Genomic DNA, 22,832 nt, shown 5'->3' with positions numbered 1-22,832 from the left:
AGTTTGTTAGTAATATATGGAAAAAGAAAATAGAAGAAAAATAAAAAGCAATACTTATTATGCGTACCGCTTTTTATTTATATGATAAAAAAATTAAATTACATTTTTTTGTGATTTATTCGCAATCCAAAGCCCACTCATTTTCATGGCATAACCAAATAAAACACCGACAATTAATGAAGGGATGGTTTGAGAAAGATCCCCTTGAGCGGCAAATATAGTGCATGCTCCAATAAAGGTGCCGGGAATATAAGCAAGTAGTACACTTTTAGCTTGAATACACATCACAAAGGCAATAACACCAGTGACAGCATAGCCAAAAATAGAAATATCACTAAAGACTTGGCTACCGTAAATAATCGCCAATGCCCAAATCACGCCACTCATAATGGTAGCCATAGTGACAGCTAATCCTTTAATACCTTCTTTAGGATAAGCAAAATAGGCGGTGCAACCCAAAAAGCCAGCCCAGCTTAATAAGCCAAATTGATTAGCCACAAATGCCCAAATGGCAGAAAGAATGCCAGTTGTCAGCGCAGTAAAATAAAGCGTTCTCACGATAGACTCTTAAATATAAGGGGAATATTTACCCTGTTAACTAAAAACGAAGTTTAGCATTGTCATTGACTGATTTTCTATATTTAGATCATTAAAAAGTACATTTAATAATGGTATTAATACGTGTTGGATATATTGATCTTTATTCAAGATAGAAAAAGCAAAAAGTAAACGATTGCGCTATTTGATCTATGGTTAAATAAAAAATAACTAGATACATCGTTTGATATTTATTATTAATAGTTTAATTAAAGAATGGTATTAAATAATATAAAAATAAAAGAAGATAAGTAATTTATCTTACTCTTTTTGAGAGAGTTTATTAGCTAAGTTGAATGCGCATCTATCATCTTTACCTGCTATAACCGTTAAATTGAAGTTTACACGGTATAGCAGGTAAATGGCTATATGTTGGCTAATCTTGCAGAGCGTGTTTTCATTCCATCCAATATTTTATTGCTAATTTCAGAAGGAAAATCATCAGGTAGTTGTTGTTTTACGCGTTTGATGGCATCGTCCATTTCTTTATAAAAATAACGAAGAATATCTGTCATCAATAAAGGATCGAAACTGGCTGCTTCAGCTGTTTGGTAAAAATGACGAGGAAAAATTTGCTCTATGGCATATTTTTTGCCTCGGCTTGCCTGTAATCCCATAGCGAGTTTTGCATCTCGTGGATTAAGTCCTCGTCCTCCAAAATTGGGATAGATAGACATGATGTCATAAAGAGGTGTGAGGTGAAAACGTCCTTCTTGATTGATAAAAACAGAAAAATTCTTTGCATGTCCATCTGTTGCAGCCAAAAGCCAAAATAGTACTTGTGCCTTCATAAAATGAAAACGGTCTTGATCAGCATTTGATGAACCAAGCAAATAATTCATAATATCAATAATACCAGGGTCCCCTTCATTTTCATATTTTAGAGCTGAAGGTATATTTAGAATTTGGCAAAAATCTTCTTGGGGTAAGCGTATTATCCACGATTTATCTGATGAGTATTTTCTATCAAAGCGTTCTACAGCAAGCGCTTTAATATTTTTTGTTTTAACAATAAAACAGTGAGGAACAGGAAGATCAAATTCTTTGGCAATTAAGGTACAAAGATATTCATTTTCTACACTATCGGACAAATCCATTGTATAGGAATGCCCTTCAATAACACCAATGGGGAGCTTAATAATATGTGTAGTCGGCGTATTACTGTGTGGCACACACCAATGATCATCTTTTAAAAGTAACGCTGTTTTTTCTTGCGCACCAGCAATAGAAATTCTGAAATCAGTATATTCTTCAAGCATACCGAGTGGTGTATTGGATTGATATCCTAATAGTATTTTTTCAAGTTCAGCGTTATCAAGTTTGTTATATTCTATTTTTTTTATATTAGCTGGCGTACTACCACTAGGAAGTAACCGTAATGCACCAACCGTATCTGCACCCACGGCAGTTAATAGATCAAATGGTTGATTTGAGTTTGCATTATAGCGACTCACAATACGATTTCTAATTTCAGGATTATCAGGTAAAAGATTATCAAAGAAATTATAGACACAATCTCCTTGATATTCTTGAAGTTGTAGTGGCATAGAAAGAGATATAGGGCGACTTCCTGGTTGATTAACCCAATCTTCAGCATATTGGAATGAATGTGCACCTGAGCTTTTTTTAGTAAAAATGCCCACATAATATTCATTCATATACACATCAAGGCTCGCCATTTACCACTCCTCTTTCCATTCACTTTTGTGTGCTAAATTATTTTTAGCATCTTTAGGATGAATCTCCATCTCTAAATTTAGTGCGGAGAGTAGTTTAAAAAAAGTTTCTAGCTTGGTGGAATTAGGATTAAGTTCAAAATTGGACACAGTGTCTTGTCGAATTCCCACTTTTTGGGCGACTTTACCTTGAGAAAGTTTTTTTGTTAATCGGACATCTTTTAGATGTACGCTGAGTTGATAGGCGTTAATTATAATCATCATCTTCTACCGGTTATAGGCGTTAACATCTAATATACCGGTTATAGCGTGTAGTTCAAGATTTAGTGGTTATAGCGTGTAAAACAGATTTTACCTGCTATAACCGTTAAGCTAAGGTTTACACGGTATAGCAGGTAAGATTTAATGGTTACTTCCCAATACAGAAGCTTGAGAAAATACGGCCTAATAAGTCATCTGAAGTAAATTCACCAGTGATCTCACTTAATGCTTGCTGAGCCAGTCTTAACTCTTCTGCCAACAATTCACCGGATTTTGCATAAACCAATTGTTCATGGCCTTGCTGTAAATGCTCCGCAGCAGTATTTAATGCCTGTAAGTGGCGGCGGCGAGCCAAGAAACCACCTTCTGTATTGCTATTAAAGCCCATGGCTTCTTTTAGGTGATCACGCAGTAACTCAATACCCATTCCATCACGAGCAGATAAGCGGATCATCGGGTAGTTACCTTGTGCCGTGATCTCGACATTTTCCCCTGTTAAATCCGACTTGTTACGAATAACAGTGACAGGCAAGGTATTTGGTAAACGAGCCATAAATTCAGGCCAGATATCTTCAGGTGTTGTAGCATCGGTTGTGGTGCTATCAACCATAAACAGTACTCTGTCTGCTTGCTCAATCTCTTTCCAAGCACGTTCAATACCAATGCGTTCAACTTCATCACTGGCTTCACGTAAGCCGGCTGTGTCGATAATATGCAAAGGCATACCATCAATATGAATATGCTCACGCAATACATCACGAGTTGTACCCGCAATATCCGTGACAATAGCTGCTTCTCGACCTGCTAATGCATTTAATAGGCTTGATTTACCTGCATTAGGCCGACCTGCGATAACTACTTTCATTCCTTCACGTAACAGGCTACCTTGGCGAGCTTGAGCACGAACGTCATCTAATTCAGCAATAACGGCGTTAAGTTTTCCTTCGATGATACCGTCAGAAAGAAAATCAATCTCTTCATCAGGGAAATCAATGGCTGCTTCAACATAGATACGTAAGTGAGTTAATGACTCTACCATCTCGTTAATATGAGAGGAAAATGCACCTTGTAGCGAATTAATTGCTGAACGAGCTGCTTGTTCTGAGCTGGCATCAATTAAATCGGCAATCGCTTCTGCTTGTGCTAAATCGAGTTTGTCATTTAAAAACGCACGTTCAGAAAATTCACCAGGATTAGCAATACGCACACCAGGGATTTGTAAAATACGTTTTAGCAATAAATCTAAAATAACGGGGCCACCATGGCCTTGTAGTTCTAGAACATCTTCACCTGTAAATGAGTTTGGATTAGGGAAGAAAAGGGCGATACCCTGATCAAGTACTGAGTTGTCATCATTGCGAAATGGCAGATAATCGGCATAACGAGGTTTAGGCAACTTGCCTAAAATGGTTTGTGCTACAAGGGCAGCTTTAGGGCCAGAAACGCGTAGGATACCAACACCGCCTCTTCCCGGAGGTGTGGCCTGAGCGACGATAGTATCAGTGCTATGCATGGTGTACTCGCTTAATCAGAATAATCATATCAATATAAAAAACAGAAGGCGGTCATGGTAGACCGCCTTCGCTATTTTATGTCACTTTCCTTTGAATGTAACCAAGGAAGAGGTTTTCCCTCATGTAACCTTATTTTTTGTCTCTGCTGTGTAAACCACGTTTTTCCAGACCGCGGTAAATTAACTGCTGCTGGATAATGGTCACTAAGTTACTGACGATATAGTACAGAACCAGACCTGATGGGAACCACAGGAAGAATACGGTAAACACAACCGGCATAAAGGTCATGATTTTTTGTTGCATCGGATCAGTTACTGCTGTTGGAGACAGTTTCTGAATGATGAACATTGTCACACCCATTAATAATGGCAGGATGTAGTACGGATCTTGTGCAGATAAGTCTTGGATCCATAACATGAATGGTGCATGACGTAATTCAACAGAGCCCATCAGCATGTAATACAACGCAAGGAAGATTGGCATCTGGATAATCAGTGGTAAACAACCACCCAGAGGATTCACTTTCTCTTGTTTGTATAACGCCATCATTTCTTGGCTCATACGCTGTTTGTCATCACCAATACGCTCACGCAGTGCAGCCAGTTTTGGTTGCAGTAAACGCATTTTCGCCATGGAGGTGTACTGTGCTTTAGTCAGCGGGTACATGATACCACGAACGATAAAGGTGATCATGATGATGGAGAAGCCCCAGTTACCGATAAAGCTGTGAAGGAATTTCAACAGTTTAAACAGTGGCTGAGAGATAAACCATAACCAACCGTAGTCTACAGACAGGTCTAAATGTGGCGCAATGGCTGACATTTCTGACTGAATTTCAGGGCCAACCCATAATGTTGAGCTGATATCAGCACTGCTATTTGGTGCAATTGTCACCGGTGCTGATTTATAACCAATCAGAGCAATAGATTTGTTTTCTAAAGTGATAGAGTAGAAGCTATTGTTCTGACTATCTTTAGAAGGAATCCATGCTGTTGCAAAGTATTGTTGTAACATTGCAACCCAACCATTATTAGTGGTTAGAGATAAGTTTTTATCTTCGATATCACCAAAACTATATTTTTTATAGTTGGTTTCATCTGATGAGTATGCCGCACCACGATAAGTGTGTAGTGCAAAGTTGCTACTACCTGTATCACGGCTTTCTGGCAATTTAACAGATTGTTTTAACTGGCCGTAGAAGTTCATGGTCAGCGTTTTATCTGTTGTATTCTCAATTTTGTAATCAATACCGATATCGTACTGACCTTTCTTCAGAATGAAGGTTTTGACGAATTTCACGCCTTCTTCATTTACGAAAGTCATAGGTACACGTAATTCATCTTGGTTTTCACCAAGTACGAATTCGTTTTTATCAGCACTATAAACTGGGCGAGATTTCTGATCTGGACCATCTGGGCCGATTAAGCCACTTTGAGCCTGATACAGGAATTGTGGTGTAGTTTCCAGTAAACGGAAAGGTGTCTGTGAATTAAGCTCGGCGGGATAGGCTAACAAATCAGCCTCATCGATAGTACCGCCCTGAGTATTGATACGAATATCAAGTACGTCAGTTTTTACGGTAATCAATTTTGCCTGCTCATTGCTGTTACCAGTTACAGCAAGACTATCACTGCTTGGCACGTCCGCTTGTTGCGAGACCTGAGCGGTAGTGGTGGTGTTTTGTGAAACTTTATCACCCTCCCACTGCTGCCAGATCAGGAAAGAAACGAACAGCAAAGCGATGAATAGAAGATTGCGTTGCGAATCCATCGTTAATTTTCTCTGTTATCGTCGTTTTTTCTAGGTGGGACAGGATCATCACCACCTTCGTGTAAAGGGTGGCATTTTAATATGCGTTTCACTGTTAACCAACTACCTTTTATCATTCCAAACCTGCGTAATGCCTCAATTCCGTAATTAGAGCATGTAGGATTAAAACGACAACGAGGCCCCAACAGAGGACTAATCCCCAGTTGATAGCCCCTAATCAGCAAGATCAGGACTTTTGAGCCAAGCGACAATGACGACGCCATAATTTACCCAATACTTCCGTCAATTGATGGTTATCAAGTTCAGCAACCCCTTTTCTTACTAATAGCACAAAATCCATCGGCGGTAATTCATGCTGATGTAAACGAAAGTATTCACGGGCTAATCGTTTAATGCGATTACGCTCATGAGCACGTTTAACGTTTTTCTTTGCGATTGTTAGACCGATGCGGGGATGCCCCAGCTCATTCTGGCGACCCAAAATAGTAACTTCTGGAGAACTCGCACGTTGTGGTTGCTGGAAAACAAAATTGAAATGCTTGGGAGTTAACAAACGTAACTCCCTTGGAAAAGCGAGCTTAACCACGGAATGGTTAGCTTTTATTATTTCGAAGAAACGGTCAGACGAGCGCGGCCTTTCGCACGACGGCGAGCCAGAACCTGACGACCATTTTTAGTGGCCATACGAGCGCGGAAGCCGTGGTTACGGTTGCGCTTCAGTACAGACGGTTGAAAAGTGCGTTTCATGGCGATTTCTACCTACTTAATATTATTACTGATTCAGCAAATGCGTTGACAGACTGGCGTGCAATAAATAAACAAACCGGTACTTCAATCGCAGCATCAATGATGGAAAGATGCGGGATTGTAATAAAATCACTCAAATGCGTCAATGAAGATGACGCTTTAAGTACCGATTTTTGTCGTCTTTTTAGCAAACCCGATAATCAATCCTGACTTATGCGCAACGAGTACGCTTATTAGTGACCTAAATAAAGTCTTAATAAGTGACTTTGTTGGTACAAGCACGCAGGGTGCAAGATTATACGGACTCATGGTGAAAGCGCAAGGATCTTTAGTGGATCAAATGAGAGATATTTGATCACTTACTATAAGAAAGGGAGATTTATGCAAAGAGAAAGTTATCCCCAATTGCTATTTATAGGACGACTCAAGTACACTAGAATGCCTTTGCATATTTCATTTGGTGAATTATCGTAAATCAGCAAGCCTGTGGATAAAAACCATAAAAACTGTGCAAAAGAAAGAGGATCTTCGTTTCATTTTGCGATATGATCCCCCGTCACGATCAGAATAGCCAGTCTGCGATCGTGAGTCACGATGTAAAAAAATCGTTGTCACCAAGAGTTGTTCCTTATTAAGAATTGAAGAGGAACGGTGTTGTGCACTTTGTATTTAGGCACACAGTGTTTAACTGCATTTTTCCTGTTTATTTTTTAGTCTTGTTTTTTTAGGGGAGTCCGCCGTGTCACTTTCGCTTTGGCAGCATTGTCTTGCCCGATTGCAGGATGAGTTACCTGCCACTGAATTTAGTATGTGGATACGTCCCTTGCAGGCAGAACTAAGCGATGATACGCTGGCGCTGTATGCACCTAATCGTTTTGTTTTAGATTGGGTGAGAGAAAAATACATTAATAATATCAACGCATTATTAGTGGATTTTTGTGGCTCTGAAGTCCCTTCTTTACGTTTTGAAGTCGGTAATAAACCCGCATCAGCACGTACTACGGAAAGTATTCCTAAAGCGGTTGTACATCCAACGGTGAATACGGCTCCTACGCATAGTCAGCCTATTCGCCCAAGTTGGGATAATCAACCAGCTTCTCAATTGCCTGAACTTAATTATCGTTCTAACGTTAACCCTAAACATAAATTTGATAACTTCGTTGAAGGTAAATCAAACCAGTTAGCAAGAGCTGCTGCAAGACAAGTTGCTGATAACCCCGGTGGTGCTTATAACCCACTCTTTTTATATGGCGGAACAGGGCTTGGTAAAACGCACTTATTGCACGCAGTGGGTAACAGCATTATGGAACGTAAAGCGAATGCAAAAGTCGTTTATATGCATTCTGAACGTTTCGTACAAGATATGGTAAAAGCGTTACAAAATAATGCGATAGAAGACTTTAAACGCTATTACCGTTCTGTGGATGCACTATTAATTGATGATATTCAATTTTTTGCCAATAAAGAGCGTTCACAAGAAGAATTTTTTCATACCTTTAACGCATTGTTAGAGGGGAATCAGCAAATTATTTTAACGTCAGACCGTTATCCTAAAGAGATAAATGGTGTTGAAGATAGATTAAAATCACGCTTTGGTTGGGGGTTAACGGTTGCTATTGAGCCGCCTGAACTTGAAACCCGAGTGGCGATTTTGATGAAAAAAGCGGATGAAAACCAAATTCAATTACCTGACGAAGTGGCTTTTTTTATTGCCAAAAGACTTCGTTCTAACGTCCGTGAGCTTGAAGGTGCATTAAACCGAGTGATTGCTAACGCAAACTTTACAGGTCGTGCGATTACTATCGACTTTGTACGTGAAGCATTGCGCGATCTGCTCGCCTTGCAGGAAAAATTAGTCACTATTGATAATATTCAAAAAACAGTTGCTGAATATTATAAAATTAAAGTTGCTGATTTACTGTCAAAGCGGAGATCTCGATCGGTTGCCCGTCCGAGGCAAATGGCAATGGCGCTGGCGAAGGAATTAACAAACCACAGCTTGCCTGAAATCGGGGATGCCTTTGGGGGTCGTGATCATACAACTGTACTTCATGCGTGCCGAAAAATAGAGCAATTGCGTGAAGAGAGTCATGACATCAAAGAAGATTTTTCTAACTTAATCAGAACATTATCATCCTAGCGCTATGAAATTTATCATTGAACGTGAACAGCTTCTTAAGCCGCTACAACAAGTAAGTGGCCCTTTAGGTGGTCGTCCAACATTACCTATTTTAGGTAACCTATTACTTAAGGTAACTGAAAACACCTTATCGCTAACGGGGACCGACCTTGAAATGGAGATGGTGGCAAGAGTTAATCTTAGCCAATCTCATGAAATTGGCGCCACAACTGTTCCTGCGCGTAAGTTTTTTGATATTTGGCGTGGGCTACCAGAAGGCGCAGAAATCAGTGTTGAGCTCGACGGTGATCGCCTCTTAGTGCGTTCAGGTCGTAGCCGTTTTTCTTTATCAACATTACCTGCGTCTGATTTTCCTAATTTAGATGACTGGCAAAGTGAGGTTGAATTTACTTTGCCTCAAGCAACATTAAAACGTCTGATTGAGTCCACTCAGTTTTCAATGGCGCATCAAGATGTGCGTTATTACCTCAACGGTATGTTGTTTGAAACTGAAAATACAGAGTTACGCACAGTTGCAACAGATGGACACCGTTTAGCGGTATGTTCAATGGATATTGGACAATCTTTACCGGGACATTCTGTTATTGTTCCTCGTAAAGGTGTCATTGAATTGATGCGTTTACTTGATGGCGGTGGTGAAAGCTCACTGCAATTGCAAATCGGTAGTAACAATATCCGTGCCCATGTAGGTGATTTTATTTTCACCTCGAAGTTGGTTGATGGTCGTTTCCCTGACTATCGTCGTGTATTACCGAAAAACCCAACAAAAACAGTGACCGCGGGTTGTGATATTCTTAAACAGGCATTTTCTCGTGCTGCAATTTTATCTAATGAAAAATTCCGTGGTGTGCGTATAAACCTCACCAATGGTCAATTGAAGATTACAGCGAATAACCCTGAGCAAGAAGAAGCAGAAGAGATTGTTGATGTTCAATATCAAGGTGAAGAAATGGAAATTGGCTTTAATGTCAGTTATCTCCTTGATGTACTTAATACATTGAAATGTGAAGAAGTTAAGCTGCTGCTAACAGATGCTGTTTCAAGTGTTCAAGTGGAGAATGTGGCAAGTTCTGCGGCTGCTTATGTTGTTATGCCAATGCGTTTATAATAGTCACTAACATGATTTTATCCCGTTTATTGATCCGTCATTTTAGAAATATTGAACAGGCGGATCTGCCATTAGCGGATGGCTTTAATTTTCTTGTTGGGCCTAACGGGAGTGGTAAAACAAGTATACTTGAAGCGATTTACACTCTAGGTCATGGGCGTGCATTTCGTAGCTCTCAAGCTAATCGCGTGATCCAGCATGATGAAAATGAATTTATTCTTCATGGCCGCTTAAGTGGACTAAATGAAGAGAGCCGTGGTTATGCGATTGGATTAAGTAAAGATCGCGAAGGAAATAGTACAGTTCGTATTGATGGCAGCGATGGTCATAAAATTGCAGAGTTAGCAAAATTGTTACCCATGCAATTAATAACACCTGAAGGCTTTACACTACTGAATGGTGGGCCTAAATATCGCCGCGCTTTTATTGATTGGGGTTGTTTTCATAATGAACCTCGATTTTTTGCTGCATGGTCAGATTTAAAACGTGTATTAAAACAACGTAATGCAGCACTGAGGCAAGCAACGTCATATCGACAACTGATGCCTTGGGATAAAGAACTTATCTCATTAACAGAACAGATAAGTGAATGGCGAGCTCAATATACCGAAGATATTGCTAAAGATATTGAAGAAACGTGTCGTCTGTTTTTGCCTGAGTTTTTGTTGAAAGTGAGCTTTCAACGTGGATGGGATAAAGAAACAGATTATGGTGAGTTGCTAGCACGTCAATTTGAACGTGATAAAATGCTAGCGTATACCTCACTTGGTGCTCATAAAGCGGATTTACGTATTAGAGCAAACGGCACACCAGTAGAAGATATGTTGTCACGAGGTCAGCTCAAGTTATTGATGTGTGCTTTGAGACTGGCACAAGGTGAATATTTCACTCGTAAGAATGGGCAAAGATGCCTGTATCTGCTCGATGATTTTGCTTCCGAATTAGATGCAAGTCGGCGTCAGTTGTTAGCCGAGCGTCTAAAATCTACGCAAGCTCAGGTGTTTGTCAGTGCGATAACACAAGGGCAAGTGAAAGATATGCTAGATGTAAATAGCAGGCTATTTAGCGTAGAACGTGGCAAAATAGAGGTTAAACCATAGGAATAAAGCGAGAAACGTTGATGTCGAATACATATGACTCCTCAAGTATCAAAGTATTAAAAGGGCTGGATGCGGTGCGTAAGCGCCCGGGGATGTATATCGGGGATACAGATGATGGAACCGGTCTGCATCACATGGTCTTCGAGGTGGTCGACAACGCAATCGACGAAGCCCTCGCGGGTTTCTGTGATGAGATTATTGTCACTATCCATTCAGATAACTCCGTCTCTGTTCGAGATGATGGTCGTGGAATTCCAACCGGCATTCACCAAGAAGAGGGTGTTTCAGCAGCAGAAGTTATTATGACGGTTCTGCATGCTGGGGGGAAATTCGATGATAACTCCTATAAAGTCTCTGGTGGACTTCATGGTGTAGGGGTTTCTGTTGTTAATGCGTTGTCTGAAAAACTCGAACTGACTATTCATCGCGATGGAAAAATCCATCAGCAAATTTATCGTCATGGTGTACCTGATGATCGCTTAAAAGTGATTGGTGATACTGAAAAATCAGGAACATTTGTTCGCTTCTGGCCAAGTCTTGAAACTTTTAAAGGTGAGACTGAATTCCAGTATGACATTTTAGCAAAACGTCTTCGTGAGTTGTCATTCTTAAACTCAGGCGTTTCTATCCGTTTAATTGATAAACGTGATAACCGTGAAGATCATTTCCACTATGAAGGCGGTATTAAGGCATTTGTTGAATACTTAAGCCGTAACAAAACGCCGATTCACCAAAATGTATTCTATTTCTCAACTGAAAAAGATGGCATCGGTGTTGAAGTGGGGATGCTGTGGAATGATGGTTTCCAAGAGAATGTTTATTGTTTTACCAACAACATTCCACAACGTGATGGTGGTACCCACTTAGTTGGTTTCCGTACTGCTATGACACGTACGTTAAACAACTATATGGATAAAGAAGGTTTTAATAAGAAGTCAAAAATCAGTGCTACGGGTGATGATGCTCGTGAAGGCTTGATTGCGGTTGTTTCTGTTAAAGTACCCGATCCTAAATTCTCATCACAAACAAAAGATAAACTGGTTTCTTCAGAAGTGAAAACAGCGGTAGAAACGCTGATGAATGAGAAGCTGGTGGAATACCTGTTAGAAAATCCAAACGACGCGAAAATTGTTGTTGGTAAAATTATTGACGCCGCTCGTGCTCGTGAAGCAGCGCGTAAAGCACGTGAGATGACACGTCGTAAAGGCGCATTAGATTTAGGTGGTTTACCAGGTAAATTAGCGGACTGTTCTGAACGAGATCCTGCTTTCTCTGAACTGTACTTAGTGGAAGGGGACTCTGCGGGTGGCTCTGCAAAACAAGGGCGTAACCGTAAAACGCAGGCTATTCTTCCGTTAAAAGGTAAAATCTTAAACGTTGAGAAAGCGCGCTTTGATAAAATGTTGGCTTCTCAAGAAGTTGCAACGTTAATCACTGCATTAGGTTGTGGTATCGGTCGTGATGAATATAACCCAGATAAACTGCGTTATCACAGTATTATCATCATGACGGATGCGGACGTCGATGGTTCTCACATTCGTACTCTGTTACTGACATTCTTCTATCGTCAAATGCCAGAAATTATCGAACGTGGTCATATCTTTATTGCTCAGCCACCACTTTACAAAGTGAAGAAAGGTAAACAAGAGCAATACATCAAAGATGACGACGCAATGGATGAATATCTGATGTCGATCGCGCTTGATGGAGCAGCACTTTATGTGAGTGAACACGCACCAGCAATGCACGGTGAGCAACTTGAAAAACTGGTTGTTGATTACCATGTAGCGCACAAGATTATTCGTCGAATGGAGCGTATCTATCCACTTAGCATGTTAAACAGCTTGGTATATCATTCAACGCTAACAGAAGATGCGTTATTAGATAAAGCTAAAGTTGAAGAGTGGATGAGTGGCTTGGTCAACCGTTTAAATAATGCGGAAGAGCAAAGTAGTACTTATAGTTATACCATCACTCAAAACGATGAAAACCGTTTATTTGAGCCAGTATTACGTATCCGTACTTATGGTATTGATACAGACTATAAACTGGATTATGACTTTATCCACAGTAGTGAATATCAACGTATTACCCATTTAGGTGACATTATTGGTAACCTAATTGAAGAGGGTGCGTTTATTGAGCGTGGAGAGCGTCGTCAGGCGATTTCAAGCTTTGAAGAAGCACTTGAGTGGTTAACAAAAGAATCTCGTCGTGGCCTTGCTGTACAGCGTTATAAAGGTCTTGGTGAAATGAACCCAGAGCAATTATGGGAAACCACCATGAATCCAGATACACGCCGTATGATGCAAGTTACAGTGAAAGATGCGATTGCAACCGATGAATTATTTACCACCTTAATGGGTGATGCGGTTGAACCTCGTCGTGCCTTTATCGAAGAGAATGCGCTGAAAGCTGCAAATATTGATATCTAGTTTTAGATTAAGTTAGATAAAAAAGCGGAGCCATGAAAATGGTTCCGCTTTTTTGTTGGCTAAAACAATAACGCTTATCCGCGTTGTCCGACCAATCGACACAGCATTTCTGTTACTAAATAGCTCTTTTCAAATGAGCTAACAGGTAAAAACTCAAAACGAGAGTGAAAATTCAGTGCACCAGTAAAATAGTTTGGTGTTAGTAATCCTCTTGCAGAAAGTGCAGAGCCATCTGTGCCGCCTCGCATTGGGATCACATTAGGTTGAATATCTAATTGTTTTAATGCCTCAAAAATAAGTTCGATAGCTGTGCGATCTTCCCCTATCGAATCACTGATATTGCTATACACATCGACAATCTCGTAATCGATTTGCGCACGAGGGTGGCGAGCTTGGATCAAAGCAACAGATTGCTTAATAAACTGTTTACGGGCTTCATAACTTTGTTTATCAAAATCACGAATGGCCATTTTAATCACCGCATTATCAGGGTTGGCGATTAAATCAGTGACATAGAAATAACCTTCGCGATGTTCGGTGTGCTCTGGTGTATCAAAGCGGTCAAAACAGCCAATAAAATCATGAGCAACACGAATTGGGTTTAATAATACGTTTTTCGCTGACATTGGGTGCGCAGTAATACCTTTTACAGACACTTTAATTGATGCCGCATTAAAGGTTTCATACACCACTTCGCCTAATGCACAGCAATCTATGGTGTAAGCAAAATCAACGTTGAAGCGAGATAAATCCATCAGTTTAGAACCGCGTAATCCAATCTCTTCATCAGGTACAAACGCAACATAGATATCGCCACAATCAAAATCAGCATGTTGAAGTTTATCCATTAACTCCATAACCACGGTGATCGCTGCTTTATTATCAGCACCTAATACGCTTGTACCATCACTGAAGATAATCTCTTCACCAATATAAGGTTCTGCTTCAGGGTGTTCTTGAGCTTTAAACCAGACATCCTTTTCTTTATTTAAGCAGAGATCTTTTCCTTCATAACGCAGTGTTTGAGGGTGAATATCAGGCGAAATACCCACATCAACAGTATCAAGGTGAGCAACAAACCCAACTTTAGGGGCATTGGGTTTAGTACCCGGTCTCATTGCATATAAAATGGCATGAGAATCGATATAGATATCTTTTAGTCCATAAGTTTCTAGCTCTTTAGCCAGTAACTTTGCTAACTCAAGTTGCCCTTGCGTGCTGGGTACAACAGAAGCAGATGCATCACTTTGGCTTTCAATTGCCAGATAACGGAAGAAACGCTGTTCTAACTTTTGACCTAGGGTGTTCATTATAATGTTGTTCCTAATACAGTTGTTTTTATAAGCGTGAGTTATGATGCCGGTTGCCATGTATATCCACTGTCAAAGCCAAGAGGAATATCGAGTCCCCAGAAGACAAACAGTGTTGTCGTTAACACAATAAGCAAGCCAATAGTGAAAGGGATCATCATTGAGCATAGTGTACCGATACCAGCCCCTTTATAGTATTTTTGGCAATACATCAAAATCAGTGGGTAGAATGGGAACATCGGTGTACTCACATTCATTGCGGAATCACTGACACGGAACGCAGCTTGCGTTAATTCAGGTGAAATTCCGACAGCCATTAACATTGGCACTAATACCGGTGCAATAACAGCCCATTTTGATGTTGCTGAGGTGATCATGATATTTAAAATAGCAGTCAGCAAAATCACACCTAATACCGTCATACCTGAAGGCATATTAAGCGTACGCAGTAACTCTGCACCTGATAGCGCTAATAAAGTTCCTAAATTCGAGTGTTGGAAAGAGTAAAGAAACTGAGCTGCAAAAAAGGCAAAAACGATAAATGGGATCAGCGATTTAGTGATATTTTCCATTGCTTTGACGATATCTTTTGTGGAAGCAAAAGACTTGGTCATATAGCCATAGATTAAACCGGGTACAGAGAAGAAGATAAACAGTAAAGGCACCACAATTTGCATAATTGGCGCTTTAGGGCTGGTTAAGCTCCCTTCTGGTGAACGTAATGGCGAAGTTTCTGGTAATAACAGGGCAAATAAACCAATTCCCATCAACACAACCGCCCAACCAGCAAAACGGAATGCGCGTTTTTCTATTGGTGTGATTTCACCCAACTCCGCATCCTTGGTATCAATCCCTGAAGAGACTGGGCAGTTTTTGTTTAACCAAGGCTCGACAATTTTTTCAGTGATATACCAACAAGTTAAAATAACACCAAATGTACCACCTACACTAAAAAAGTAGTTACATAAAACGTTAACGCTATATCCCGGAGCCATAATTTGCGCCGCTTCTTGAGTAAAGCTTTGCATTATTGGATCAATGATTGACGGTGTATAACTTGCGGTAAATCCACCTGCTAAACCTGCAAATGAGGCGGCGATCCCAGCTAAAGGATGACGACCACTAGCATAGAACATCATCGCAGAGACAGGCATAAGAATAACGTAAGCTGAGTCAGACGCTAAGTGCGCAACAATACCAACAAAGACAACCGTTGGTGTTAGCATTTTAGGAGAAATAAACGAAAGCATCTTTTTTAAAGCTGTTTTAATAAAGCCACTGCTTTCTGCAATACCAATTCCTAATGTTGCAACAATCGTTATTCCAAGTGGCGGAAAGCTAATGAAATTTTTTACCGCACTTGTCACAAATAATATGATTTCTTCATATTGAAACATATTAATAACGGTGATTTTCTCTTTAGTCACTGGATGGAAATAATCAAAATGTACAAAAGAGAGGAGAAATGAAAATATCCAGCAGATCACTAGGGCGTAAACGAACAGCATCGTAACATCAGGCATGACATTACCAATACGTTCTACTCGGTTTAAAAAACCTTTTTTATTGGGTTGTGTTTGTGTTGTCATATTTATAATGCATCTTTTTATAAAAGTAATAAAAATAACCATAAATAAATGACAATATAAAGTAAATTTATTTTTAAATAATAAGTAGTTACCGCAACCTCTCTTTAATAAAGAGAAAAGGGATAATATATTAGAAATTGTTATAATTGGATTTTCTTCGTCATTACTTTTCAGTTGTTAAAAAATACTTTATTTATTTTTGCGCTCTATTTTAAATAAAAATAGGTGAATTATTCTGAATAACCTGACTGAATTCTTTAGCGTTATTTTTGAAAGTATTGTAGGAAACGTATTTTATAAATCGCCATAAAATTAAAAATAAATAAAATATGAAAATTTAAAAAATAGTTTTGTGAAAAAAGAAGAGGAGGGGAAATAAGAAATAAAGCTAATAGCTATTGAGAATAAGAATACCAACCATTTCTATTTTCTAAAAATGGCCGATATTCCAAATAATTAATATTAACGCAGAATATTCAGCATACGACGTAAAGGCTCTGCGGCACCCCATAACAGTTGGTCACCCACTGTAAAGGCTGAAATAAATTCAGGGCCCATATTCAGTTTACGAATACGGCCTACTGGTGTGCTCAATGTACCGGTAACTGCGGCAGGTGTTAATTCACGTATAGTTAACTCACGATCATTAGGAATGACTTTTACCCAATCATTATGGCTTGCGAGTAACTGTTCAATCTCAGTAACAGGTAAGTCTTTCTTCAGTTTTAAGGTAAATGCTTGGCTATGGCAGCGTAATGCGCCAATACGAACGCAAAGACCATCCACAGGAATGATATTTGAACCTGTATTGAGGATCTTGTTAGTTTCTGCTTGTCCTTTCCACTCTTCGCGGCTTTGACCATTTTCTAATTGTTTATCAATCCAAGGGATCAAGCTACCTGCTAGAGGAACACCAAATTGTTCAGTGGGCATCGCACCACTGCGTGTAAAGTTAGTGACTTTACGTTCAATATCTAAGATTGCTGATGCTGGGTTTTCTAGCTCTTTAACCACTTGATTATGTAAAGAACCCATCTGTGACAGTAACTCTCTCATATGGCGAGCGCCGGCCCCAGAAGCCGCTTGATAAGTGGATACGCTTGCCCATTCCACTAAATTGTTAGCAAACAGACCACCTAATGACATCAGCATTAAACTGACGGTGCAGTTACCGCCGACAAAGGCTTTAATACCTTTATTTAAGCTGTCTTGAATATGCTGTCCATTAACAGGATCGAGAATAATCACGGCATCATCATTCATACGCAGTGCGGATGCTGCATCAATCCAGTAACCTTGCCAACCTGCTTGACGCAGTTTTGGATAGATTTCATTGGTGTAGTCACCACCTTGGCAACTAATAATAATATCGAGTGATGCTAAGGTATCAATATCATAAGCATCTTGCAGAGTGCTACGGTGATTACCATAAGCGGGTGCTGCTTCACCTAATTGAGATGTGGTGAAGAAAACAGGGTTTATCCCATCAAAATCACGTTCTTCAACCATTCTTTGCATTAAAACGGAGCCGACCATACCACGCCAGCCCACAAAACCAACATTTTTCATTGTAATTACCCTGTCTTTATCTGTAGGAATAGTGAGAGACCTCACACTAACCTGACAAAATATAGAGATGGGTGCAAGTTAATTTATTGATTATTTACCAAAGAATTAGAAGTGTTTCTTATAGTCTGCGTAGAGTTAACAAAAGAAAGCCACAGAACGAACAAATATCAATGAGTTGTTAAAAAAGAAAATGAACCAACCATAAAAGTGTAAGAATAATCTGCTATATCTTATTTTCTTTTTTAGGATAAATAAAAATATATTCTTGTTTAAGAAAATAGAGTAAAAATAGAAAAATGTAAAATAGTGTAATATATAAGAAAAACGTATTTACTTAGAGATGACTCCAAGCTTTATACTGAAAGTCATTATTCAATAGATGATGTATTTTCATAAATAAAAATAATGATGAATGTTCTTCATTTAATCTAAATTTTATTTTACCTTAATTAAAAGGCACTAGGAGGCGAAGATGGATATATCCACATTCATTCCATTATCTACATACTACTCATATTTAAAACGGTTTGTGATCTCACCAACCACGATGGGTACTATCGCGCCTTCATCTCGTTGGTTATGCTACGAAATGTTAGATAAACTCAATTGGCAACAGGACATTCAGGTTGCTGAGTTAGGTGCCGGTACAGGGGTTATTACTCAACAGATCTTAAAAAGAATGTCGTTGAATTCTTCATTAGATGTTTTTGAAATAGAACCCAGCTTTGCGACAGAATTAGATAAAATTAACGATAAGCGATTAAGGGTCTATACCGCATCAGCAGAAAAATTAAATAGCCATTATAATATGATTATTTCAGGGCTACCTTTTTTATCTATTCCTAAAAAAACAGGTTTAAAAGTTTTAAAACGCGTGCATAAAGAGCTATTAAAAACACAAGGTTGTTTTGTATTATTTCAATATACAACTCGATATGAAAAAACGTTATCTCGTTATTTTCATTTAGAAAAAAAATTGGTAATGCTGAATGTTCCTCCTGCTTGGGTTTATTATTGCACGCCAAAAAATAAAATAGGGTAAATGCAAAGCTTGTTCGACATTTATATTGCAAATAACAAATAAGAATAAATGTTATTTATTTAGATAATGTTTGAGCAAGCAAAATAATACTCTTTTCAATTTCAATAGGATCATGAGCCGCATACCCTAATAATACGCCTTGTTTTGGGTAGGTTTGGATGCAGTAACGGGATAAAGGCTGTATAGCTAATCCAATCTCTCGTGATTTTTTCACAATATATTCTTCTGTATAGCCAGCCTGTAACCAGCAGACAATATGGATACCTGAGTCTGTCGGTTCAACACGGAAAACATGAGATAGATGTGTTTTTATAGCATTAGTTAACACTTGATAACGTTCATAACAGGCTTTGCGTATTCGCCTAACATGACGTGCATAATGCCCTTGAGAAATAAACAGCGCCAATGTGGCTTGCTCTAAAAAGCCAGAATGTGAATCGGTATAGTATTTAGCGGCTTTAAAGGCATCAACTAAAGGTAAAGGAACCACTAAAAAGCCTAAACGAAATCCGGGATACATCATTTTTGAGAATGTACCAGCATAAATAACGCGCTGGTATTTATCTAATCCTTGGAGAGATTGAATGGGTTTAGAGTGATAGCGAAATTCACTATTGTAGTCATCTTCAAAGATCCACACATTATTGGATGACGCCCACTCTAACAACACAATACGGCGTGAAAGTGAGAGTGTATTACCCAAAGGGAATTGATGCGAAGGTGTCGTAAAAACAAGTTTTGCTTCAGGACACTTTTCTATTCCTTGAGAAATATCCATCCCATTAACATCCGAATTTATTGGATGTGATTTTATACCATAAGATGTGAAGATCCCCCGAGCACTGTCATAACCAGGATCATCTAACCAAACTGCATCACCTTCTTTTAATAATACTCTGGTGGTGAGATTAATCGCTTGCTGTGTTCCATTCACAATAATGATTTGTTCAGGTTGGCAAAAAAGCCCACGAGTTGATTGCATATATTGGCATATCATCTCTTTTAAAGGTGTGTAACCTGTTGGCGAATTAAATGTTGCGAGTGCTTTTTTCGATTGTCGCCAAACTCGCCCTAATAACCTTCCCCAAAGCTCATGTGGAAACAGATCAACACATCCAACGCCAACATGAAATATCGGATTATTATTGATATTGGGTTGTGATTGTTGCCAAAAAGCTTGTGCTTTTTGCATATTGGGGTTTAGTGTTTCTAATGGGCTTTCGATTGAGGGTGATGAAATAGAGTGGGTTGTTTTGATCCACTTATCCGAAATAATGGCATCAGGGATTGTACTTGCAACAAAAGTACCTGCACCGCGTCGAGTAAATAAATAGCCTTCATCAATTAAACGTTCAAATCCTGCAATAACAGAATTGCGGGAAATAGACATCATTTCAGCTAAGGTACGGCTTGACGGTAGACGACTACCTGATGTTAAGCGTCCATCTAAAATCGCTTTTCTAATCGCGTGATAAACCTGAGAACCAATAGGTCCTTCTTCTAAAACAAGGTTAGGGAAATAAGCTGTTTTTTTCTGTTTCATAAAGTGGACCCTATAAAAACACAAAAAGTGTACCTTATTGAGAACCAAAATTAAACGTACCATGACCACGATTAAAGGCAGGTGATACCTTTTTATAGCATTTATGAAAGTAGAAGGAAGTGAAGAGATGAGCACAACACCAATCGCTGTTTCAATTCAATTTGTTGAACAAGAGCATTATGCTCAATGGTTGCCACATTGGTTAAATTATCAAGCATTTTATAAAGTTGAGTTATCAGAAGAGACAACATTAAAAACATGGACACGTTTTTTTGATGAAAAAGAACCTGTTTATTGTGCTGTAGCGATGGAAGGTGAAAAGGTATTAGGCTTTGTACATTACCTTTTTCATCGTTCAACATGGGCAGAAAGTGATTTTTGTTATTTAGAAGATTTATTTGTTTCACCAGATACACGTGGTCGCCATGTAGGTAAACAACTTATTGAGTTTGTTAATCAACAAGCAAAACAGCGTAATTGTGCTCGTTTATATTGGCATACACAGGAAACTAATTTACGTGGTCAGCGCTTATATAATTGGGTAGCAGAAAAACCAGGCGTGATTGAATACCGTATGGCGCTATAAAAGAACGTTAGGTAGGACAGACAGGGTATAAAAGAGATGGCGATATTTACCATCTCTTTTCTGAGTTAGGGTGATTTATTAGATTTTGGGTTAATTAAACGCTTGTTGGCAATAAAACTCATTGCCAACTTTTTTTGCTTCTTCACAAGCTTGTTGCATTAATTCATCTGCTTTTTGTTTGTTTGGCTCGATAATATAATATTGACCAGAGAACATAAAAGAAGCCATTGCTTGAGCAAATCCTTCAAAAGTCATTTCATTAGCTTTTGCAAACCACATATTCGCTTTTTCAGTATCTACAGGCACATTACCAACTCCACTATAAAGAACACCTAGCCAAATCGGAGCGTAAACAAGCTCTGGTTGATGAGTTGTTGCAGCTTCTTCTAATAATGTAATTGCTTTTTTGTAATCTGTTTCACCAGATAAAGGTGCTATAAGAGCCGTTGCTAAACTTATTTTTCCTCTTATGCTTCCTTTATTTGCTGCGATTGTTGCTAATTTTCTCGCTTCAACATAATAATTTTTAAAGTAAGGGTCCGCATTAAATAAATAGAGATCAGCAAGTAATGCATAGGCATCAGCATAGTCGTTTTTTATTGCCTCATTTGCCCATAATTGGGCATTAAGAACATTTTTTTCGACACCTGTTCCCATTAAATACATTTCAGCTAATTGATATTGAGCTGGTGCATTGTGATTTAGTGCTTCTTTGCGAGTATCTTCAAATTTTCTTTTGTCTTGCTCTTCAAAATTAGCATGTAAAGAAAAGGAGAAAAAAAGTGTAATTAGGCTGATAAAGGTCGAAATATATTTAATAAGTGTCATGTAGGGTACCGTTTGTAATGATTTTGAAAATCTTACCAATAATAATGGTATAAAAGCAGTTTATTTCTTCGACTTAATCAAATAAATAACAATATTGGGAGCGCGATAATGGCGATTGACCTTAGCAATCTTGTCACAGAAAGTAGAAATCATAACAGTGAAAATATAGACACGCTTTCAACCTTCGATATGCTAAAAGTCATTAATAATGAAGATAAAAAAGTGCCATTAGCAGTCGAGAAAACGTTACCTGAAATTACTCAATTGGTTGATAAAGTTGCGATTGCTTTTTCTCAAGGTGGTCGTCTTATTTATTGTGGCGCCGGTACATCGGGGCGATTAGGGATTTTAGATGCCAGTGAATGCCCTCCAACTTATGGTACACCTCATGAAATGGTGATTGGATTAATTGCTGGTGGACACAAGGCTATTTTTCAAGCTGTCGAGAATGCAGAAGATAATACTCAATTAGGCGAACAAGATTTACGCCAACTTAATTTTAACGAGAAAGATGTTTTAGTGGGTATTGCTGCAAGTGGTAGAACACCGTATGTGATAGGTGCTTTGCAGTATGCGAAATCATTAGGTGCAACAACAGGGGGGATAAGTTGCAATCCAGAAAGCCCGATTGCCAAACTTGCTGACATTGCCATTACACCTATTGTGGGTGCTGAAGTGGTAACAGGTTCATCGCGTATGAAAGCCGGCACAGCACAAAAACTTATCTTAAATATGATAACAACAGGCGCGATGATAAAAATCGGCAAAGTTTTTGGTAATTTAATGGTGGATGTTGAAGCGACTAATGCCAAATTGGTTGAACGCCAAATTCGCATTGTAATGCAAGCAACTGAGTGTGAAAGAGCTATAGCTGAAGAAGCATTATCACAATGTCATCGTCATTGTAAAACGGCGATTTTAATGATCTTAGCAAATGTAGATGCACCGCAAGCCACACAGATGCTTAATCAAAACAAAGGATTTATTAGAAAGGCGTTGGGTGAGTGATTTAATGTA

At 38.9% G+C, this 22,832-nt stretch carries 21 protein-coding genes; 8 read left to right on the top strand and 13 right to left on the bottom strand.

Annotation, left to right across the window (positions count from 1 at the left end; genetic code table 11):
• Window positions 1-93: 93 nt before the first annotated feature.
• The 8 genes from GWJ01_RS03060 to rpmH all read right to left on the bottom strand — a co-directional run bounded on the left by GWJ01_RS03060 (window position 94) and on the right by rpmH (window position 6,565).
• Window positions 94-558 carry a DUF1097 domain-containing protein gene (locus GWJ01_RS03060; protein ID WP_109402174.1) on the bottom strand — a complete coding sequence of 155 codons (465 nt, stop codon included), beginning with the start codon at window positions 556-558 and terminating at the stop codon, window positions 94-96.
• Between the two features lie 404 nt (window positions 559-962).
• Window positions 963-2,276 carry a type II toxin-antitoxin system HipA family toxin gene (locus GWJ01_RS03055; protein ID WP_109402173.1) on the bottom strand — a complete coding sequence of 438 codons (1,314 nt, stop codon included), beginning with the start codon at window positions 2,274-2,276 and terminating at the stop codon, window positions 963-965.
• A complete protein-coding gene (locus GWJ01_RS03050; RefSeq protein WP_072070485.1) occupies window positions 2,277-2,534 on the bottom strand; it encodes a helix-turn-helix domain-containing protein in 258 nt (85 codons plus the stop codon).
• 148 nt (window positions 2,535-2,682) lie between these two features.
• Window positions 2,683-4,047 (bottom strand): tRNA uridine-5-carboxymethylaminomethyl(34) synthesis GTPase MnmE, encoded by a 1,365-nt coding sequence (gene mnmE / locus GWJ01_RS03045; protein WP_109394447.1) that lies wholly within the window; start codon window positions 4,045-4,047, stop codon window positions 2,683-2,685.
• Window positions 4,048-4,177: 130 nt separating this feature from the next.
• Window positions 4,178-5,818: a membrane protein insertase YidC gene (gene yidC, locus GWJ01_RS03040; protein WP_109394445.1), complete on the bottom strand. Its 1,641-nt coding sequence runs from the start codon at window positions 5,816-5,818 to the stop codon at window positions 4,178-4,180.
• A 2-nt stretch (window positions 5,819-5,820) separates the two neighbouring features.
• A complete protein-coding gene (gene yidD / locus GWJ01_RS03035) occupies window positions 5,821-6,081 on the bottom strand; it encodes a membrane protein insertion efficiency factor YidD (RefSeq protein WP_072064717.1) in 261 nt (86 codons plus the stop codon).
• Window positions 6,045-6,404, bottom strand: a complete 360-nt coding sequence (rnpA, locus tag GWJ01_RS03030) for a ribonuclease P protein component (RefSeq protein WP_071788569.1) — start codon at window positions 6,402-6,404, stop codon at window positions 6,045-6,047. The genes yidD and rnpA overlap by 37 nt, the downstream gene beginning before the upstream one ends.
• Before the next feature lie 17 nt (window positions 6,405-6,421).
• Window positions 6,422-6,565, bottom strand: a complete 144-nt coding sequence (gene rpmH, locus GWJ01_RS03025) for a 50S ribosomal protein L34 (RefSeq protein ID WP_004246509.1) — start codon at window positions 6,563-6,565, stop codon at window positions 6,422-6,424.
• Between rpmH and GWJ01_RS18670 the strand changes: the two genes are divergently transcribed.
• The 5 genes from GWJ01_RS18670 to gyrB all read left to right on the top strand — a co-directional run bounded on the left by GWJ01_RS18670 (window position 6,548) and on the right by gyrB (window position 13,348).
• A complete protein-coding gene (locus tag GWJ01_RS18670; RefSeq protein WP_167394835.1) occupies window positions 6,548-6,775 on the top strand; it encodes a hypothetical protein in 228 nt (75 codons plus the stop codon). The two genes, rpmH and GWJ01_RS18670, sit on opposite strands and share 18 nt — an antisense overlap.
• Before the next feature lie 529 nt (window positions 6,776-7,304).
• A complete protein-coding gene (dnaA, locus tag GWJ01_RS03020; protein WP_109394444.1) occupies window positions 7,305-8,705 on the top strand; it encodes a chromosomal replication initiator protein DnaA in 1,401 nt (466 codons plus the stop codon).
• 4 nt (window positions 8,706-8,709) lie between these two features.
• Window positions 8,710-9,813 (top strand): DNA polymerase III subunit beta, encoded by a 1,104-nt coding sequence (gene dnaN / locus GWJ01_RS03015; RefSeq protein ID WP_075673270.1) that lies wholly within the window; start codon window positions 8,710-8,712, stop codon window positions 9,811-9,813.
• Window positions 9,814-9,824: 11 nt separating this feature from the next.
• The gene (gene recF, locus GWJ01_RS03010) at window positions 9,825-10,913 is read left to right on the top strand and encodes a DNA replication/repair protein RecF (protein ID WP_109394442.1); all 1,089 of its coding nucleotides are present in this window, start codon (window positions 9,825-9,827) and stop codon (window positions 10,911-10,913) included.
• Between the two features lie 20 nt (window positions 10,914-10,933).
• Window positions 10,934-13,348, top strand: coding sequence for a DNA topoisomerase (ATP-hydrolyzing) subunit B (gyrB, locus tag GWJ01_RS03005; protein ID WP_109394440.1), 2,415 nt, complete (start codon window positions 10,934-10,936; stop codon window positions 13,346-13,348).
• Window positions 13,349-13,422: 74 nt separating this feature from the next.
• Here the strand turns inward: gyrB and pepT are convergent, their stop codons facing one another.
• The 3 genes from pepT to asd form a co-directional block, all read right to left on the bottom strand.
• Window positions 13,423-14,658 (bottom strand): peptidase T, encoded by a 1,236-nt coding sequence (pepT, locus tag GWJ01_RS03000; RefSeq protein WP_109394438.1) that lies wholly within the window; start codon window positions 14,656-14,658, stop codon window positions 13,423-13,425.
• Between the two features lie 41 nt (window positions 14,659-14,699).
• Complete coding sequence (locus GWJ01_RS02995; RefSeq protein WP_109402170.1) at window positions 14,700-16,247, bottom strand: AbgT family transporter; 1,548 nt, start codon at window positions 16,245-16,247, stop codon at window positions 14,700-14,702.
• Between the two features lie 462 nt (window positions 16,248-16,709).
• Window positions 16,710-17,816, bottom strand: a complete 1,107-nt coding sequence (asd, locus tag GWJ01_RS02990; protein WP_109402169.1) for an aspartate-semialdehyde dehydrogenase — start codon at window positions 17,814-17,816, stop codon at window positions 16,710-16,712.
• 472 nt (window positions 17,817-18,288) lie between these two features.
• On the opposite strand from asd, the gene GWJ01_RS02985 reads away from it, so the two are divergent.
• Complete coding sequence (locus GWJ01_RS02985; protein ID WP_109402168.1) at window positions 18,289-18,858, top strand: class I SAM-dependent methyltransferase; 570 nt, start codon at window positions 18,289-18,291, stop codon at window positions 18,856-18,858.
• Between the two features lie 55 nt (window positions 18,859-18,913).
• Here the strand turns inward: GWJ01_RS02985 and pdxR are convergent, their stop codons facing one another.
• Window positions 18,914-20,401, bottom strand: coding sequence for a MocR-like pyridoxine biosynthesis transcription factor PdxR (gene pdxR / locus GWJ01_RS02980; RefSeq protein ID WP_161710690.1), 1,488 nt, complete (start codon window positions 20,399-20,401; stop codon window positions 18,914-18,916).
• 127 nt (window positions 20,402-20,528) lie between these two features.
• Here pdxR and GWJ01_RS02975 point away from each other — a divergent pair, with 127 nt between their 5' ends.
• Window positions 20,529-20,987, top strand: coding sequence for a GNAT family N-acetyltransferase (locus GWJ01_RS02975; RefSeq protein ID WP_109394545.1), 459 nt, complete (start codon window positions 20,529-20,531; stop codon window positions 20,985-20,987).
• A gap of 90 nt (window positions 20,988-21,077) precedes the next feature.
• On the opposite strand, the gene GWJ01_RS02970 is transcribed toward GWJ01_RS02975, so the two are convergent.
• Window positions 21,078-21,815, bottom strand: a complete 738-nt coding sequence (locus tag GWJ01_RS02970) for a tetratricopeptide repeat protein (protein WP_109394430.1) — start codon at window positions 21,813-21,815, stop codon at window positions 21,078-21,080.
• A 108-nt stretch (window positions 21,816-21,923) separates the two neighbouring features.
• On the opposite strand from GWJ01_RS02970, the gene murQ reads away from it, so the two are divergent.
• Window positions 21,924-22,823, top strand: coding sequence for an N-acetylmuramic acid 6-phosphate etherase (murQ, locus tag GWJ01_RS02965; RefSeq protein ID WP_109394428.1), 900 nt, complete (start codon window positions 21,924-21,926; stop codon window positions 22,821-22,823).
• The last annotated feature ends 9 nt before the right edge of the window (window positions 22,824-22,832 follow it).

The organism is Proteus sp. G2618, from assembly GCF_009915995.1.
Classification (GTDB): domain Bacteria; phylum Pseudomonadota; class Gammaproteobacteria; order Enterobacterales; family Enterobacteriaceae; genus Proteus; species Proteus terrae.
This window is presented reverse-complemented; position numbering and strand designations above follow the sequence as displayed.

Excerpts from the sequence above, each read along its gene's own strand:
- dnaN (WP_075673270.1), top strand. The coding sequence starts at position 8,710 with ATGAAATTTATCATTGAACGTGAACAGCTTCTTAAGCCGCTACAACAA.
- recF (WP_109394442.1), top strand. The coding sequence starts at position 9,825 with ATGATTTTATCCCGTTTATTGATCCGTCATTTTAGAAATATTGAACAG.
- GWJ01_RS03050 (WP_072070485.1), bottom strand. The coding sequence starts at position 2,534 with ATGATTATAATTAACGCCTATCAACTCAGCGTACATCTAAAAGATGTC.
- murQ (WP_109394428.1), top strand. The coding sequence starts at position 21,924 with ATGGCGATTGACCTTAGCAATCTTGTCACAGAAAGTAGAAATCATAAC.
- pdxR (WP_161710690.1), bottom strand. The coding sequence starts at position 20,401 with ATGAAACAGAAAAAAACAGCTTATTTCCCTAACCTTGTTTTAGAAGAA.
- yidC (WP_109394445.1), bottom strand. The coding sequence starts at position 5,818 with ATGGATTCGCAACGCAATCTTCTATTCATCGCTTTGCTGTTCGTTTCT.
- GWJ01_RS02975 (WP_109394545.1), top strand. The coding sequence starts at position 20,529 with ATGAGCACAACACCAATCGCTGTTTCAATTCAATTTGTTGAACAAGAG.
- GWJ01_RS02995 (WP_109402170.1), bottom strand. The coding sequence starts at position 16,247 with ATGACAACACAAACACAACCCAATAAAAAAGGTTTTTTAAACCGAGTA.
- asd (WP_109402169.1), bottom strand. The coding sequence starts at position 17,816 with ATGAAAAATGTTGGTTTTGTGGGCTGGCGTGGTATGGTCGGCTCCGTT.
- yidD (WP_072064717.1), bottom strand. The coding sequence starts at position 6,081 with ATGGCGTCGTCATTGTCGCTTGGCTCAAAAGTCCTGATCTTGCTGATT.
- mnmE (WP_109394447.1), bottom strand. The coding sequence starts at position 4,047 with ATGCATAGCACTGATACTATCGTCGCTCAGGCCACACCTCCGGGAAGA.
- GWJ01_RS02985 (WP_109402168.1), top strand. The coding sequence starts at position 18,289 with ATGGATATATCCACATTCATTCCATTATCTACATACTACTCATATTTA.
- pepT (WP_109394438.1), bottom strand. The coding sequence starts at position 14,658 with ATGAACACCCTAGGTCAAAAGTTAGAACAGCGTTTCTTCCGTTATCTG.
- GWJ01_RS03055 (WP_109402173.1), bottom strand. The coding sequence starts at position 2,276 with ATGGCGAGCCTTGATGTGTATATGAATGAATATTATGTGGGCATTTTT.
- gyrB (WP_109394440.1), top strand. The coding sequence starts at position 10,934 with ATGTCGAATACATATGACTCCTCAAGTATCAAAGTATTAAAAGGGCTG.
- rpmH (WP_004246509.1), bottom strand. The coding sequence starts at position 6,565 with ATGAAACGCACTTTTCAACCGTCTGTACTGAAGCGCAACCGTAACCAC.
- GWJ01_RS02970 (WP_109394430.1), bottom strand. The coding sequence starts at position 21,815 with ATGACACTTATTAAATATATTTCGACCTTTATCAGCCTAATTACACTT.